This is a genomic window from Parazoarcus communis (assembly GCF_003111645.1).
Taxonomy (GTDB): domain Bacteria; phylum Pseudomonadota; class Gammaproteobacteria; order Burkholderiales; family Rhodocyclaceae; genus Parazoarcus; species Parazoarcus communis_A.
Window position 1 is genome coordinate 976,103 of the sequence record NZ_CP022187.1, and the last position, 14,380, is coordinate 990,482.

Genomic DNA, 14,380 nt, shown 5'->3' on the forward strand with positions numbered 1-14,380 from the left:
CGCGCTCACCATCGACTGAAACTGCCCGGTCTGCAACGCATGCAACCGGGCAGTCCTGTTTTTACTTGCGCTGGGCGTCGATCACGCCATTCACCTCGCGAATCAGCGTGATCGCACGCTGCAGCTGGGTGATGCCGCCAACCTCCATGGTGAAGCGCATGAAGGCCGTACCTTTCTTGGTGAGGGTATTGACCGCCGTCACATTGAGCTTTTCGCGCGACAGCACTTCGGAGATGTCGCGCAACAGCCCCTGGCGATCGCTCGCCTGCACCGCGACATCAACAGGAAACACCGCCTGACGGTTGTTGTACGCCTGGTCGCCCCACTCGGCGGCAATGACGCGTTCGGGCTGCTGGCGCGCAAGCAGCTGGAAATCGTGGCAGTCGACACGGTGAATGGAAATGCCGCGCCCGCGGGTCACGAAACCTTCGATCGCATCGGGCGGTGCGGGTTTGCAGCAGCGCGACAGGGAGGTCAGCAGCTTTCCAACACCGACAATCAGGATCTTGTCGGAGTTGTCGCCCGTGCGACTGCGTCCGACCACCATTTCAGGCTCTTCGTGCGCCTCAGCCGGTGCATCGGCTTCCCGCAGGGCCATCTGAACCGCACGCGGTCCAACCTCGCCGCGTCCGGCAGCAACGTAGAGCGCATCGGCGTTCTTGAACCCGAGGCGGTCCGCGAGGCCTTCGATATTGGCCTGGGAGTGACCATCGCGCTGCATCTCGCGCGCCACGAAACTCCGCCCCCGAATCAGCAGTTCTTCTTCGTCCTGTGCACTGAAATACTGCTTGATCTTGGTTTTTGCACGCGATGTGACGACGTAGTGCTGCCGCGGATCGAGCCAGTCGCGGGAGGGCCCCCCCTCCTTCGCGGTCATGATCTCGACCGTCTGACCGTTCTCGAGCGGTGTGTTCAGCGTGACCAGATGACCGTCGATCTTGGCCCCCCGGCAATGGTGGCCGACGTCGGTGTGCAGGCGGTAGGCGAAGTCGATCGGGGTGGCGCCGCGGGGCAGGTCGACAACCCGCCCCTGAGGCGTCAGCACGTACAGGGTGTCGTCGAGCGAGGCGCGCTTGAACTGTTCGAGCCATTGCGCAGAATCCGCCACTTCGTCGCGCCACGACAGCAGATTGCGCAGAAGCGCGATCTTGTCGTCGTAATCGCCGCCGTGGCCGCTGCCTTCCTTGTAGCGCCAGTGGGCTGCGACGCCAAGCTCGGCGTGCTTGTGCATGTCGTAGGTACGAACCTGCACCTCGAGCGCACGACCGTCACCGGCCAGCACGGCCGTATGCAGCGACTGGTAGTTGTTGCCCTTCGGTTTGGTGATGTAGTCGTCGAATTCCTTGCTGATCGGCTGCCAGATCTGATGCACCAGGCCGAGTACGGTGTAGCAGTCGCGTACCTCTTCCACCAGCACGCGCAGCGCACGGATGTCGTACACCTGCGAGAAATCGAGCCGTTTCGCCCGCATCTTGTTGTAGATGCTGTAGATGTGCTTGGGCCGGCCGGTGATCTCGGCCTTGATCCCGACCGCGGCGATCTCTGTACGCAAACGCTCAATCGCGTTGTGGATGAACTCTTCACGTTCGGAGCGACGCTCGTCGAGCATCTTGGCAATGCGTTTGTAGGTCTCAGGCTCGAGAAAGCGGAACGACAGGTCTTCCAGCTCCCACTTGAGTTGCCAGACGCCAAGCCGGTTGGCCAGCGGCGCATAGATGTCGAGGCTTTCGCGCGCCACATCGACACGGGACTCGCTCGGCGTTTCAGTGAAATACCGCAGCGTCTGGGTGCGCGAGGCGATGCGCAACAGGACGACACGGATATCCTCGACCATCGCCAGCAGCATCTTGCGCAGCGTTTCGGTCTGTGCGCGAATCTCCGGCCCGGTCGCGCTCGCGGTCTTGCGCGTGATCACGCGCAAGCCGTTGAGCTTGTGCAAGCCTTCCACCAGACGCGCCACGTGCACACCAAAGCGCGACGCAACCTGCTCGGTCGCGTCGTCGATGTACTCGCCGACTGCAAACAGCAGCGCAGCAATCCGGGCATCGGCGTCGAGCCTGAGGGACGCGACGATCAGTGCGGTGCCGAGCGCATGCGTCCACGCAGACTCGCCCGTGCCCAGCACCCTGTCTTCGTAAGCTTCGGCGGCCAGCTCGAGCGCCTGCTCGATGGTCGCCCGCTCAAGCGGCGTCAGCCCTTCCGCGAGCAGTTCGATTGGTGGCCCTGACGCATCCTGGGCAATAGCGTGTGTAACGAAAACCATGCGAGCGATTATCCCATATCGGATGCGGGGCAGTGCTAACATCCACACGGATTTCCTCCGATGCCCACGGCATCGCTCTACCTGTCACTCAATTCCCGCCCCTCATGCAGCAAACTTCCGAAGCCCGTCCCGCCCAACGCGCCCGACCGCTGCGATGGCTCGTCCTGCTGTGTATTGTCGCCGCCATCGTCGCCGGCATCATGCTGCTTGCGGAGGAGATGCGCACCTCCGCCCTGCAGGCGCGCCATCTCAGCAGGATTGCAGCTGAAACCGGTTTCCAGCTGGCGCCGGGTGCAGGCGAACTCCTGCCCGCACCGCCCGGCCCCTACGACAGCCGCCTTGGATACAACCAGATGCCTGCCTTCGTGCAGCGTCTCAGCAGCAGGGGCTATACCGTCACCCAGCAGGCGCGCGCGAGCGCCCGCCTCGTGGAGCTGAACGACCTAGGTCTGTTTCCGATCTACCGCGAAAAGAATCAGGGCGGCCTTACCCTGCTCGACTGCCAGGCGAACCCGCTGCACGTGTCACGCTACCCGGAGCGCACCTACCCGGGCTTCGAGGATGTGCCCCGCATCCTTGTCGACACCTTGCTGTTCATCGAAAACCGCGAACTGCTCGACCCCGGTCGCCCCAAACGCAATCCCGCGGTCGAGTGGGACCGCTTCGCACGTGCCGCCTTCGACCAGCTCCTCGGCCTGATCGACGAGGACCGCAGCGCCCCGGGCGGCAGCACGCTGGCCACACAGATCGAGAAGTATCGCCACTCGCCGGATGGGCGCACCACCTCACGCGAGCAGAAGCTCAAGCAGATGGCCAGTGCGTCCCTGAGGTCCTACCTCGAGGGCGAGGACACCCTCACCGCCCGCAGGCGCATCGTCACCGACTACCTCAACACCGTACCGCTTTCGGCAAAGACCGGCTTTGGCGAGGTCAACGGCATCGGCGACGGGCTGTGGGCCTGGTACGAAAGAGACTTCGGCGAAGTCAATGCCTTGCTCGAGGCGCAGTCAAACTCTTCGGGCACGCGCAAGATCAGGTTTCAGGATTCAGGCGATGAGGATCTGCTGAGACAGGCGCTCGCCTACAAGCAGGCCCTGTCCCTGATGATCGCGCAACGCCGTCCGTCCTATTATCTTGCCGGCAACGCACGGAGCCTCGGCGGTCTTACCGACAGCTACCTGCGCCTACTTACCGAAGCCGGCATCATTCAGCCAGCGCTTCGCGATGCGGCGCTGGCTGTGCCGCTCAAGCTGCGTGAGGGGCCGGCAGTCCCTCCCCAGACCGCCTTCGTTACCCGCAAGGCGGGCAACGCGCTGCGCACCCATCTGTCCAGCCAGCTTGGCGTTGCGCGCTTCTACGATCTCGACCGGCTCGATCTCACCGCCGGCAGCACGCTGCACGGTGGCATTCAATCGACGGTGACGAGCCTGTTGCGCAGCATCAGCGATCCCGCCCAGGCGGAAGCGCTCGGACTGATCGGGCCGCGCATGTTCGCCCCCGGGCAGGACCCTTCGCGCGTCCTGTTCAGCTTCACGCTTTACGAACGCGTCGGCACGGCCAATCTCCTGCGTGTTCAGACCGACAGCTATGATCAGCCCTTCGACATCAACGAAGGCGCCAAACTCGACCTCGGATCGACCGCCAAGCTCAGAACCCTGGTGACCTATCTGGAGATCGTCGCCGAGCTTCACACACTGTACGGCGCGCACAGCCGCGAAACCCTGCGGAGCACCCCGCGCAGTTCGAACAACCCGCTGCTGAACTGGGCGCTGGACTATCTGGCCTCGACCGACGAACGCAGGCTTCGTCCCATGCTCGATGCCGCCATGCAGCGCACCTACTCGGCCAATCCCGGCGAGAGATTCTTTACCGGCGGTGGCCTGCACAGTTTCGATAACTTCAGCCGCGACGATAACAACAAGATCCTGCCGGTGCAGGTCGCCTTCCGCCACTCGGTCAACCTGGTCTTCATCCGCATGATGCGCGACATCGTGCGCTATACCGTCAGCAACAATCCCGCCGTGGCCGACATCTTCGAGGATCCCGACGATCCACGCCGCAAGGCCTACCTCACCCGTTTTGCCGACCGCGAGGGCAGGGTTTTCCTGAACGGCTTCTTGCGCAAATATCAGGGCAAGACCGGCGACGAGGCGCTGACACGCGTACTCGAAGGCATTCGCGTCACGCCGCGGCGACTTGCGGTCATCCTGCGCTCGGTGCGCCCGCAGCTCGATGCAAAGGCCTTCGCCGAACAGATGCGACAGCATCTCGATGCACCAGCACAGTTGAGCGACGGCGACCTTCGGGACCTTTACTCCCGCTTCGGCCCGGAGCGCTACTCGCTCCCGGATCGTGGCTACCTCGCGGGCATCCATCCGCTCGAACTGTGGCTGCTCGCCTTCCTTCAGGCCAACCCCGGCGCGACCCACGCACAGGTCACCGAGGCCAGTCAGGAGCAGCGCATCGAGGTCTACACCTGGCTCTTCCGCACCCGTCACCGCAATGCCCAGGATGTGCGTATCCGCAGCCTGCTCGAGGTCGAGGCCTTCATCGACATCGCCCGCCGCTGGCGTCGGCTGGGCTACCCCTTCGAAGCCCTCACCCCCTCGTACGCCACGTCGATCGGCAGCTCCGCCGACCGCCCTGCAGCGCTTGCCGAACTCGTTGGCATCCTGGTGAATGACGGCCTCCGGCTCCCCGTCGTGCGGATCGTGCGACTGCACTTCGCTGCAGACACCCCTTATGAAACCTACATGGAGCGTGCTCCCGGACCCGGCGAACAGGTGCTGCCGCCCGAGGTCGCCCAGGTTGCACGTGAGGCCATGATCGACGTCGCGACACAGGGCACGGCGCGACGCCTCAGCGGCGCGTTTGTCCGCGACGACGGAAGCCCGCTCGTGGTCGGCGGCAAGACGGGAACCGGGGACCATCGCTACGAGGTCTATGGTCCGGGCGGTGTCCTGGTCAGTTCGCGTGTCGTCACCCGTTCGGCGACGCTGATCTTTCTCGCAGGCGACCGTTTCTTCGGCACGCTGACAGCCTTTGCAGCCGAACCCCATGCAGCCGATTACCAGTTCACCAGTTCGCTCGCGGTGCAACTCCTTTCCCGCGGCATTGCGCCACTGCTCAAGCCACTGTGGAGCGAAACCGCGACGAGTCACGGGGCGGGCTGCCCGGCACCCCTGTCTCAGGGTGGCAGCAGCCAGGATTGAGGCTGCCAGCCGCCTTCCCTGTATGGCAGCGGGCGCGGCTGTGCCATCATCCGGCCTCGTCATGATCAAGTGCGCGCAATGAAACGCTTCACCGCCAACCCCTATCTGCTGCTTTCGCTCACCGCTCTGTTCTGGGCGGGCAACATGGTGCTCGGTCGCGGCATCCGCGGCGACGTCCCTCCGATCGCACTCGCCTTCTGGCGCTGGTCGATTGCCCTGGCCCTCGTGTTGCCATTCGCCCTGCCCCACCTGCGTGCGCAATGGCCCAGCCTGCGCGCCGCGTGGAAGGAAGTGCTCGTCCTCGGGGTTCTTGGCGTTGGCTGTTACAACACCTTTGCCTACCTTGCCCTGCAACACACCACCGCGACCAACGCCACCCTGCTCAACTCCTTCATTCCGATCGCCACGATCGCGCTCGCCTTCGTGCTGCTGGGCAAGCGCCTGCACCGACTCGAGGCCGCTGGCGTCATCGTCTCGCTGGCAGGTGTCACCGTCATCGTGAGCCGTGGCAGCATCGACACCCTGATCGGGCTCAGTCTCAACACCGGCGACCTGTGGATGCTCGGTGCGGTGCTGGTCTGGGGGCTGTACACCGTCGGCCTCCAGTGGCGCCCGCAAGGCGTGCACCCGATGCTGATGCTTGCCGCGCTCACCCTTGTCGGCCTCACTGCGCTTGCACCAGTCTATCTTTGGGAACTGAGTACCGGTCGCCACATCGTGCTGTCCGCGGCATCCCTGACCGGCATCCTTTACACCGGAGTTTTTCCGGGCTTTCTTGGCTATATTTTCTACAACGCCGGCGTGGCCGCCGTCGGCCCCAGCAGGGCTTCACTCTTCATCCACCTGATGCCGGTGTTCGCTACCATCCTCGCCGCGATTTTCCTGGGTGAGCGGCCATACGCTTACCATTTCATCGGCATTTCGCTCGTGTTCTCCGGCATCCTGCTGACAACCCGGCGGCCCGCCACCTAGCGCAATGCTGAAGCGCATCAAAAAATGGTTGGGGCTCGAAATGCCACGACCCGTGGTCCCCAATGAACTCTGGGACAGGATCGAATCCGGCCTGCCGTTTCTCGCCTTTCTGACAGTTTCAGACCGGCTTCGTCTGCGCGAACTGGCGCTGGATTTTCTGGCCGACAAGGAGTTCCATGGTGCGCAAGGGCTCGAACTGACCGACGAGATCCTTCTCGGCATCGCCTTGCAGGCAAGTCTGCCTGTACTCAATATCGGCCTCGAGGCCTACCACGGCTGGGTGGGCATCATCGTCTATCCGGGTGATTTCGTCATTCCGCGCCACGAGGTCGATGAGGCCGGCGTGGTACACAGCTACGACGACGAGGTACTGGGTGAAGCATGGGCTGGTGGTCCGGTGCTGGTGTCCTGGTTCGGAGGGCATCACCCGATTGGTGTTAACGTGGTGATTCATGAATTCGCGCACAAGCTCGACATGGCAAATGGAGAGGCCGATGGGTTTCCGGCGCTGCCGGCCCGCATGTCGCGCAGGGACTGGGCTGCCGCGTTCACGCCAGCCTACGAAAAACTCTGCGCCCAGGTCGATGCAGATGAGATGACCGCGCTCGATCCCTACGCCAGTGAAAACCCCGGAGAGTTCTTTGCCGTCGCGTCCGAAGCCTTCTTCGAAACGCCAGGTCAGCTGCGCGACGCGTTTCCCGCAGTCTATGATCAATTGAAGTCATACTACGGTCTGGATCCTGCAGCGGGTGAGGCTGGCCTGAGGGCAGAGCCGGACCCGCACCGCGGCGCGACATGAGTGCGAAAAAACGTCTGCTGATTGTCTATCACACCCAGTCCGGCAACACCGGTCGCCTTGCCGATGCCGTGCTGGCCGGCGCACGGCGTGCGGCCGAAACCGAGACGACGATGCTGCGTGCTTTCGATGCCGGCACCGACGATCTGCTTGCATGTGACGGCCTGCTGCTGGGAACGCCCGAGAATTTCGGATACATGTCAGGCGCACTCAAGGACTTCTTCGACCGCACCTATTATCCTTGCGAGGGCAAGACCACCGGACTGCCCTTTGCAGTCTTCGTCAGCGCAGGTAATGATGGTACCGGCGCGGTGCGCGAGATCGGCCGGATCGCCAACGGATATGGCTGGCGCGCAATCAACGAGCCACTGATCGTGCGCAAGGAAATCACCGCAGCGGACCTCGAAAATGCCGCAGATCTTGGTGAAGCGATGGCCAACGGATTATCAATGGGTATTTTCTGAACGGCGATATTGCGCAGAAGACGCCATGGCGCGCTTGTGTCAAGGCACTGGCACACAGCACGTTTCAGATTTCCCGAAACGGTAATAATAGGGCTTGCCAGTCCTGCACCACCCTGTCTAAGCTGGAAGTGCTGTTACCCAACACAGCAACCCGCTTCTCTTTCAGTAACGGAGGGTGTCACATGGCTATTACCTGGATTCTGGTTGCCAACGCCAGCCTGGCGAAACTGTATGCGAACCTCGGCCCGAACAAGGGTCTCAAGCTGGTCAAGGAGCTGATCCACCCCGAGAGCAGGCAGAAGAACGCCGAGCTTGCAAGTGACCGCACCGGCAGTACCGGCGGTAACGGCGGTCCGATGGAACCGCACTCGGTTCCCAAGCAGCACGAAGCCAAAGTGTTTGCGCAGGAGATCGCAACAACGCTTTATAACGGACGGGCGAGCAACGCGTACAAGCGCGCAATCATCGTCGCCCCGCCGGCGTTCATGGGAATGTTGAATAACTCCCTCGATGCGCCCACTGCCCAGATGGTCAGTGACCGTTTCGAGAAAGACTACACCAAGGCACCCGAGTCGGAACTCGCAAGCCGACTGTCAACAGCCATCTTCCTTTGATTCTTCGAGCGTCTTCTGACCGAAGACGATGGTGAGGGCTCGTCCCCACCGAAGAGCCGCGGGGCGCTTTGCGCCCCGCAATTTCGTTTACCGCTCGGAAAATGCGCGACGGGTCCTGTCCCGAACGGATGCAGGGCGGCGATAATGCAGGCCTGTCTCCATTGCCTGTCCGCTCATGTCCTCATACCCCCACGTCCTGTTCGACCTCGATGGCACGCTGATCGACTCCGCACCCGCAATTGTTGCCAGCTTTCGCGATGCGTTTGCCAGCGCAGGCCGGACGCCGACGGTTGCAATCGACAGCAGCATCATCGGCCCACCCCTGCTCGAAACGCTCGAACTCCTGAGCGGCAGCCAGGACCCAAGACTGATCGCCACCCTGGCCGAACATTTCAAGGCCAGTTACGACACCACGGGCCTTCTGAAAACCGCAGCGTACGACGGAATCGGCGACATGCTCGCGCAGCTTCATCGCGCCGGACGCTCACTCTCGATCGCCACGAACAAGCGCATCCACCCCACCCGCCTGATCCTCGACCATCTGGGATGGACTGATTACTTTGACGCGGTCTATGCGCTGGACCTGTTCCAGCCCAGGCTCGCCAACAAGGCGGCGATGATCGGCCGCCTGCTTGCAGATCGCAGCATCCCGGTCTCGGCTGCGGTCTACATCGGCGATCGCGCGGAAGACGGCGAGTCGGCCGACGCCAACAAGCTTCCCTTCATTGCCACAACCTGGGGATACGGGAGTCTGGAGCAGGATGAGCTGTCACCGCACTGGCGCGCAGCCGCAACGCCTGCGGATCTGCTGAAACTGCTGCTGGACTGATCGAACGGGCGGCAGGCAGCGATTGCAGGTTCGCTGCCTGCCTCCACAGCAGACCGTCGGCCGGTGACAGGGAGCCGCAGCCCAGACTCCAAGGCTGTGCTCAGGCCGTCAAGGCCGCGAGCAGCACGACGACCTGGGCAGCGATACCTTCACCGCGCCCGGTAAAGCCGAGCTTCTCGGTGGTCTTGCCCTTGATGTTCACTGCAGCGGCTTCCAGTTCGAGATCAGCCGCAATGTTGCCAACCATGGCCGGCGCATGCGGCAGGATCTTCGGCGCCTTGCAGATCACTGTCGCATCGACGTTCACAACGCCCCAGCCGGCCGCCTTCACACGCTCGAAAGCCGTCCGCAGGAGCACCCGGCTGTCGGCGCCCGCATGCGCGGGGTCGGTATCGGGAAACAGGCGGCCGATGTCACCCAGACCTGCCGCGCCAAGCAAGGCATCGGTCAGGGCGTGCAGAAGCACGTCGGCGTCCGAATGCCCGAGCAGGCCGCGCTCATGGGGGATGGTGACGCCGCCAACCACCAGCGGGCGCCCGGCGACGAGGGCATGCACGTCGAAGCCCTGCCCGATCCGAAACGGAATATTCATCAGTTCATGCCTTCACGGTTGTTCAGGATCCACTCGGCCAGATGCAGGTCGAGCGGATAGGTTACTTTGAGATTGGTGGCGTCGCCCTCGATCAGACGCGGTCGCAGGCCGGCAGCCTCGATTGCGCTGGCCTCGTCGGTGACGTTTCTCGCGCCTTCCAGCGCGCGCCGCAGCATGATGTAGCGGAACATCTGCGGCGTCTGCGCCTGCCACAGACTGTCACGCGGGACGGTCGCCGCAACATGCCGATGTTCGTCTGCGCGCTTGAGGGTATCCGCAACCTGCACACCGAGCAGACCGCCAACCTCATCGTGGGCGAGTTCGCGCACGAGTTTGTCGATGTGCCAGGGTGCGAGGCAGGGACGCGCCGCGTCGTGCACCAGCACCCAGTCGGCAGCAGACGCCTCGCCCGCAATCGCCCGCAAACCGGCGAGCACGGTATCCGCGCGGGTCGGACCGCCACAGAACAGCGGCACCAGCTTGGGTTCGAGATCACGCCAGTCGTAGCGTGCCCATTCGGCATCGCCGACCGAGAGAATGACAAAGACCTTGTCGATCTCGGGCGCCGCACACAAGGTGGCCAGTGCATGGCGAATCATCGGCTGCCCAAGCAGCGGGAGATACTGCTTGGGACGGTCGGATGCCATGCGCGCACCACTGCCGGCGGCCGGGACGATGGCGAAATGTTTGGGGGGAGAGGTCTGCATGGCGCGGATTCTAACTGCAGCGAACGATTACGCCATAACCCGGAATCGACTAGAGTGATCACCATGTCGCGCTCAGGCGTTTGCCTGGCACCATCGAGCATCATGAACGCGTATTACTGAAGGACGGCACGCATGCCATTCAATGCGTCAATTCCGGTCGATCCGGCACAGATTGAGACTTTCCTGACCGCAATCGGCATCGGCTTGCTGATCGGGCTCGAGCGCGAGCGCGTTCCATCCGCACGCGCAGGCCTGCGCACCTTTGGTCTCGTCGCCCTGCTCGGGGCCCTCGCCGGCCTGCTCAGCCAGCACCTGCAGAGCATCGCGCCCTTTGCAGTGGGGATGGCAGTGATCGGGGCGATGATCATCGCCGCCTACCTGCGCCACCCCGACCCGAACGACCCCGGCACGACCTCGGTCGCCGCGCTGATGGTGTGCTACTGCCTCGGGACGGCCGTGTGGCTCGGCTATGCAAAGATCGCCGTCATGCTTGCCGTTGGTACCACCGTGCTGCTGTATTTCAAGACCCAGCTGCGTGGCATCGCAACCCGGCTCGGGCCGCGCGACTGGATCTCCATCCTGCAGTTCAGCGTGCTGTCGCTCGTCATCCTTCCCATTCTGCCCAACGAGGAGTTCGGCCCCTACGGAGCGCTCAACCCGTACCAGATCTGGTGGATGGTCGTGCTGATCTCGGGGGTGAGCCTCGCGGGCTACGCCGCGCTGCAGCTCGTCGGCGCAAAGCATGGCGCGGCCTTCGTTGGCATCTTCGGGGGCCTGGCCTCGAGTACGGCCACCACCATGGTGTACGCACGCAATGCGCGCGCATCGGAAGGGTTGTCGTCGATGGCGGCCCTTGTCATCGTGCTCGCCAACCTCGTCATGGTCGTGCGCGTCACCGTGGTGGCAGCGGTTGTCGCCCCCGGCGTGCTGCCCGCCCTGTTCCATGTGGTGATACCGGCGCTGAGCTTTGGTGGCATCGCGCTGCTGATGAGCTGGCGACAACTGAGCAATGGCGGTCATGCGGTGCTGCCCGAGACCAGTAACCCGACCGAGTTGCGCACCGCGCTGGGCTTCGGCGCACTGTATGCCGTCGTGCTCTTCTGTGCCGCATGGCTGTCCGACTATGCAGGCACCGGCGGGCTGTACGTACTGGCGATCGTCACCGGCTTCACCGACATCGACGCCATCGCCTTGTCGAGCCTGCGTCTGTTTGCCCTCGACAAGCTCGCACTGGAGCCGGCGGCAATCGCGATCGGTCTCGGCATGATTGCAAACCTCAGCTTCAAGGCCGGCATGGCCGCCGTGATTGGCGGACAGTCGCTGGGACGCAAGGTGTTCGCGGGGATGGGTTCGGTCGCCCTCGGGCTGGCGCTGGGAATTGGCTGGCACGCGCTGGGTCTATAATCAGAACTGAGCCAGCGCAAGGGGAAGGTCTGTTCATGGCGATTGCTTCGATACGCCCGGCTGCCGTTGCCGGTCAATTCTATCCCGCCGACGAGCGCGTTTTGCGCATGCAGTTGAGCGAACTGCTGGCCTCGGCCGTTCCGCTGGAACAGGTAGCGCCACCGAAGGCGATCATCGTTCCGCATGCGGGTTACATCTATTCGGGTCCCGTCGCCGCCGCGGCCTATGGGGCCGTGCTCCCCTTGCGCAGCCAGATCCGCCGCGTGGTCATGCTCGGCCCGACACACCGCATGGCAGTCAACGGCTTTGCCTTGCCCGCCGCGCAGTCATTCGAAACACCACTGGGCCGGGTCGCGATCGATCGCGAGGGCTGGAGTGAGCTGCAGCAGCGCCCGGACCTGACCGTCGACGATCGACCCCACGCGTATGAGCACTGTCTGGAGGTGCAACTTCCGTTTCTGCAGACCGTGCTGGAGCGCTTCACCCTGCTGCCGGTACTGGTGGGCGACGCCTCGACCGATGCCGTCGCCGCGCTCATCGAGTCGGTGTGGGGCGGACCGGAAACCCTGATCGTGATCAGTTCGGACCTGTCGCATTTCCACTCCTACCAGCAGGCGCAGTGTCAGGACCGCGAGACCGTTGACCGGATCCTTGCCATGCGCAGCGGACTGGGTCACGAACAGGCCTGTGGTGCAACGCCGGTCAACGGCCTTTTGCGGACTGCAGCACGCCACGGACTCGTGCCTCACCTGCTGGACATCCGAAACTCCGGCGATACGGCGGGCGACCGCAACCGTGTCGTCGGCTACGCCAGCATTGCCTTCTGTGACCCGGTGCCCCATGCAAGCAAACAACACTGAACAGGACGATCCCGGTCCGCGCCTTCTCGCCCGTGCGCGGCAGGCCATTGGCCACTACCTTGGCATCGCCCCCGAGCCGGCGGACGATGCCCGACTTGCACAGCGCGGTGCATGCTTTGTCACGCTCACCATCGATGGCGTTCTGCGCGGCTGCATTGGCAGCATCCGTCCGCAGCGCACCCTCGCTGACGACATCGCCACCAATGCAGTGGCGGCAGCCAGCCGCGATCCGCGCTTCCCTCCGCTGACGGCAGACGAGTTTGCACGGGTACGGATCGAAGTCTCGCTGCTGTCCTCGCCGGATTTCATCGAGTTCACCGACGAAGCCGATCTGCTGCGCCAGATCACGCCGCACGAAGACGGTCTCATCCTGTTTGCCGGATGCCGCAGCGCGACTTTTCTGCCTCAGGTATGGGAGCAGCTGCCGCAGCCCGAACATTTTCTTGCCGCCCTGAAACAGAAAGCCGGGCTTGATCCCGAGCGGCCTGTCAATGGCATGATGGCGGCCCGCTTCAGCGTCAGAAAGTGGGAGGAAACTTCCCGGGAGGCATGATGAACCATGCGGCGCAGTACTGGCATCGGCTCGCGGACGGGCGAATCCAGTGCGATCTTTGTCCGCGATACTGCAAACTCCACAAAGATCAGCGCGGTGCATGCTTTGTGCGCATGCGCGAAGCCGACGCCATAGTGCTCACAACCTATGGGCGAAGCTCCGGATTCTGCATCGATCCCATCGAGAAGAAACCGCTAAACCATTTCTACCCTGGCAGCAGCGTGTTCTCCTTCGGCACCGCGGGATGCAATCTCGCCTGCAAGTTCTGCCAGAACTGGGACATCTCCAAATCACGCGACATGGACCGCCTGATGGATGCAGCCTCGCCCGACGAGATCGCTGCGACGGCGGCGGCTCACGGGTGTACGAGCGTCGCTTTCACCTACAACGATCCGGTGATCTTTGCCGAGTATGCGATCGACGTGGCGGCGGCCTGTCATCGACGCGACATTCGAACCGTTGCGGTCACCGCCGGATACATTACCGAGCTGGCGCGCGGAGATTTCTTCTCCTGCATGGACGCGGCGAACGTCGACCTGAAGGCCTTCACCGACGACTTCTATGTGCAACTGTGCGGCGCCCACCTTCAGCCCGTACTCGACACCCTGGTCTGGTTGCATCATGAAACCCAGGTATGGGTCGAACTGACCACACTGCTGATTCCCGGACGCAACGACAGCGACGCGGAGATCAAGGCGATGTCGCGCTGGGTGCACGACGAAATGGGCCCCGAAGTACCGCTGCATTTCACCGCTTTTCATCCCGACTTCAAACTCGACGACCTGCCCCCAACCCCGCCGAAGACGCTGACGAGGGCGCGCCAACTGGCACTGGATGCCGGCCTGAAGCACGTCTACACCGGCAACGTGCATGACCTGGAAGGGGGGCGCACACGGTGTACGCAGTGCAACGAAGTCCTGATCGAGCGTGACTGGTACGACATCCTGGCGTACCGGCTCACCAGCAAGGGCGAGTGCCCGAGCTGTCATGCATCGCTTGCTGGCCGCTTCGGCGAATTTGCCGGCGCCTTTGGCCCGCGACGGATCAGCGTGCCGATTCATCGCGAGCCCGGCTGACACACGCCGGGCGTGGCGGTTGCGACGCCCCTCGACGC

The 14,380-nt window shown here is 63.4% G+C and carries 13 protein-coding genes; 10 read left to right on the forward strand and 3 right to left on the reverse strand.

Annotation, left to right across the window (positions count from 1 at the left end; all coding sequences use genetic code 11):
* Positions 1-61: 61 nt before the first annotated feature.
* Positions 62-2,263, reverse strand: a complete 2,202-nt coding sequence (locus CEW83_RS04555; RefSeq protein ID WP_108948273.1) for a RelA/SpoT family protein — start codon at positions 2,261-2,263, stop codon at positions 62-64.
* A 104-nt stretch (positions 2,264-2,367) separates the two neighbouring features.
* Here CEW83_RS04555 and CEW83_RS04560 point away from each other — a divergent pair, with 104 nt between their 5' ends.
* The 6 genes from CEW83_RS04560 (at position 2,368) to CEW83_RS04585 (ending at position 9,150) form a co-directional block, all read left to right on the forward strand.
* On the forward strand, positions 2,368-5,475 hold the full coding sequence (locus CEW83_RS04560; RefSeq protein ID WP_108948274.1) for a transglycosylase domain-containing protein: 3,108 nt from the start codon (positions 2,368-2,370) through the stop codon (positions 5,473-5,475).
* A gap of 78 nt (positions 5,476-5,553) precedes the next feature.
* Positions 5,554-6,447, forward strand: coding sequence for a DMT family transporter (locus CEW83_RS04565; RefSeq protein WP_108948275.1), 894 nt, complete (start codon positions 5,554-5,556; stop codon positions 6,445-6,447).
* 4 nt (positions 6,448-6,451) lie between these two features.
* Positions 6,452-7,246: a zinc-dependent peptidase gene (locus CEW83_RS04570; RefSeq protein ID WP_108948276.1), complete on the forward strand. Its 795-nt coding sequence runs from the start codon at positions 6,452-6,454 to the stop codon at positions 7,244-7,246.
* The gene (locus CEW83_RS04575) at positions 7,243-7,707 is read left to right on the forward strand and encodes a flavodoxin family protein (protein ID WP_108948277.1); all 465 of its coding nucleotides are present in this window, start codon (positions 7,243-7,245) and stop codon (positions 7,705-7,707) included. The genes CEW83_RS04570 and CEW83_RS04575 overlap by 4 nt, the downstream gene beginning before the upstream one ends.
* A gap of 182 nt (positions 7,708-7,889) precedes the next feature.
* Positions 7,890-8,321: a host attachment protein gene (locus tag CEW83_RS04580; RefSeq protein WP_108948278.1), complete on the forward strand. Its 432-nt coding sequence runs from the start codon at positions 7,890-7,892 to the stop codon at positions 8,319-8,321.
* A gap of 175 nt (positions 8,322-8,496) precedes the next feature.
* A complete protein-coding gene (locus tag CEW83_RS04585) occupies positions 8,497-9,150 on the forward strand; it encodes an HAD family hydrolase (RefSeq protein ID WP_108948279.1) in 654 nt (217 codons plus the stop codon).
* A 100-nt stretch (positions 9,151-9,250) separates the two neighbouring features.
* On the opposite strand, the gene ispF is transcribed toward CEW83_RS04585, so the two are convergent.
* Together ispF and ispD are read right to left on the reverse strand one after the other, a co-directional pair.
* Positions 9,251-9,742 carry a 2-C-methyl-D-erythritol 2,4-cyclodiphosphate synthase gene (ispF, locus tag CEW83_RS04590; RefSeq protein WP_108948280.1) on the reverse strand — a complete coding sequence of 164 codons (492 nt, stop codon included), beginning with the start codon at positions 9,740-9,742 and terminating at the stop codon, positions 9,251-9,253.
* A complete protein-coding gene (gene ispD, locus CEW83_RS04595) occupies positions 9,742-10,449 on the reverse strand; it encodes a 2-C-methyl-D-erythritol 4-phosphate cytidylyltransferase (RefSeq protein WP_199915204.1) in 708 nt (235 codons plus the stop codon). Before ispD ends, ispF begins: the two co-directional genes overlap by 1 nt.
* A 132-nt stretch (positions 10,450-10,581) precedes the next feature.
* Between ispD and CEW83_RS04600 the strand changes: the two genes are divergently transcribed.
* Genes CEW83_RS04600 through amrS form a run of 4 tightly spaced genes read left to right on the forward strand, consistent with a single transcriptional unit; the run spans position 10,582 to position 14,342 of the window.
* The gene (locus tag CEW83_RS04600; protein WP_108948282.1) at positions 10,582-11,853 is read left to right on the forward strand and encodes an MgtC/SapB family protein; all 1,272 of its coding nucleotides are present in this window, start codon (positions 10,582-10,584) and stop codon (positions 11,851-11,853) included.
* Positions 11,854-11,888: 35 nt separating this feature from the next.
* Complete coding sequence (gene amrB / locus CEW83_RS04605; RefSeq protein WP_108948283.1) at positions 11,889-12,713, forward strand: AmmeMemoRadiSam system protein B; 825 nt, start codon at positions 11,889-11,891, stop codon at positions 12,711-12,713.
* Positions 12,694-13,266: an AmmeMemoRadiSam system protein A gene (gene amrA / locus CEW83_RS04610; protein WP_108948284.1), complete on the forward strand. Its 573-nt coding sequence runs from the start codon at positions 12,694-12,696 to the stop codon at positions 13,264-13,266. The genes amrB and amrA overlap by 20 nt, the downstream gene beginning before the upstream one ends.
* Positions 13,266-14,342, forward strand: coding sequence for an AmmeMemoRadiSam system radical SAM enzyme (gene amrS / locus CEW83_RS04615; RefSeq protein WP_108948285.1), 1,077 nt, complete (start codon positions 13,266-13,268; stop codon positions 14,340-14,342). The genes amrA and amrS overlap by 1 nt, the downstream gene beginning before the upstream one ends.
* The last annotated feature ends 38 nt before the right edge of the window (positions 14,343-14,380 follow it).

Bases quoted from the DNA above. Each gene is read 5' to 3' on its own strand.
- CEW83_RS04555 (WP_108948273.1), bottom strand. From the start codon at position 2,263: ATGGTTTTCGTTACACACGCTATTGCCCAGGATGCGTCAGGGCCACCA.
- CEW83_RS04560 (WP_108948274.1), top strand. From the start codon at position 2,368: ATGCAGCAAACTTCCGAAGCCCGTCCCGCCCAACGCGCCCGACCGCTG.
- CEW83_RS04565 (WP_108948275.1), top strand. From the start codon at position 5,554: ATGAAACGCTTCACCGCCAACCCCTATCTGCTGCTTTCGCTCACCGCT.
- CEW83_RS04570 (WP_108948276.1), top strand. From the start codon at position 6,452: ATGCTGAAGCGCATCAAAAAATGGTTGGGGCTCGAAATGCCACGACCC.
- CEW83_RS04575 (WP_108948277.1), top strand. From the start codon at position 7,243: ATGAGTGCGAAAAAACGTCTGCTGATTGTCTATCACACCCAGTCCGGC.
- CEW83_RS04580 (WP_108948278.1), top strand. From the start codon at position 7,890: ATGGCTATTACCTGGATTCTGGTTGCCAACGCCAGCCTGGCGAAACTG.
- CEW83_RS04585 (WP_108948279.1), top strand. From the start codon at position 8,497: ATGTCCTCATACCCCCACGTCCTGTTCGACCTCGATGGCACGCTGATC.
- ispF (WP_108948280.1), bottom strand. From the start codon at position 9,742: ATGAATATTCCGTTTCGGATCGGGCAGGGCTTCGACGTGCATGCCCTC.
- ispD (WP_199915204.1), bottom strand. From the start codon at position 10,449: ATGCAGACCTCTCCCCCCAAACATTTCGCCATCGTCCCGGCCGCCGGC.
- CEW83_RS04600 (WP_108948282.1), top strand. From the start codon at position 10,582: ATGCCATTCAATGCGTCAATTCCGGTCGATCCGGCACAGATTGAGACT.
- amrB (WP_108948283.1), top strand. From the start codon at position 11,889: ATGGCGATTGCTTCGATACGCCCGGCTGCCGTTGCCGGTCAATTCTAT.
- amrA (WP_108948284.1), top strand. From the start codon at position 12,694: ATGCAAGCAAACAACACTGAACAGGACGATCCCGGTCCGCGCCTTCTC.
- amrS (WP_108948285.1), top strand. From the start codon at position 13,266: ATGAACCATGCGGCGCAGTACTGGCATCGGCTCGCGGACGGGCGAATC.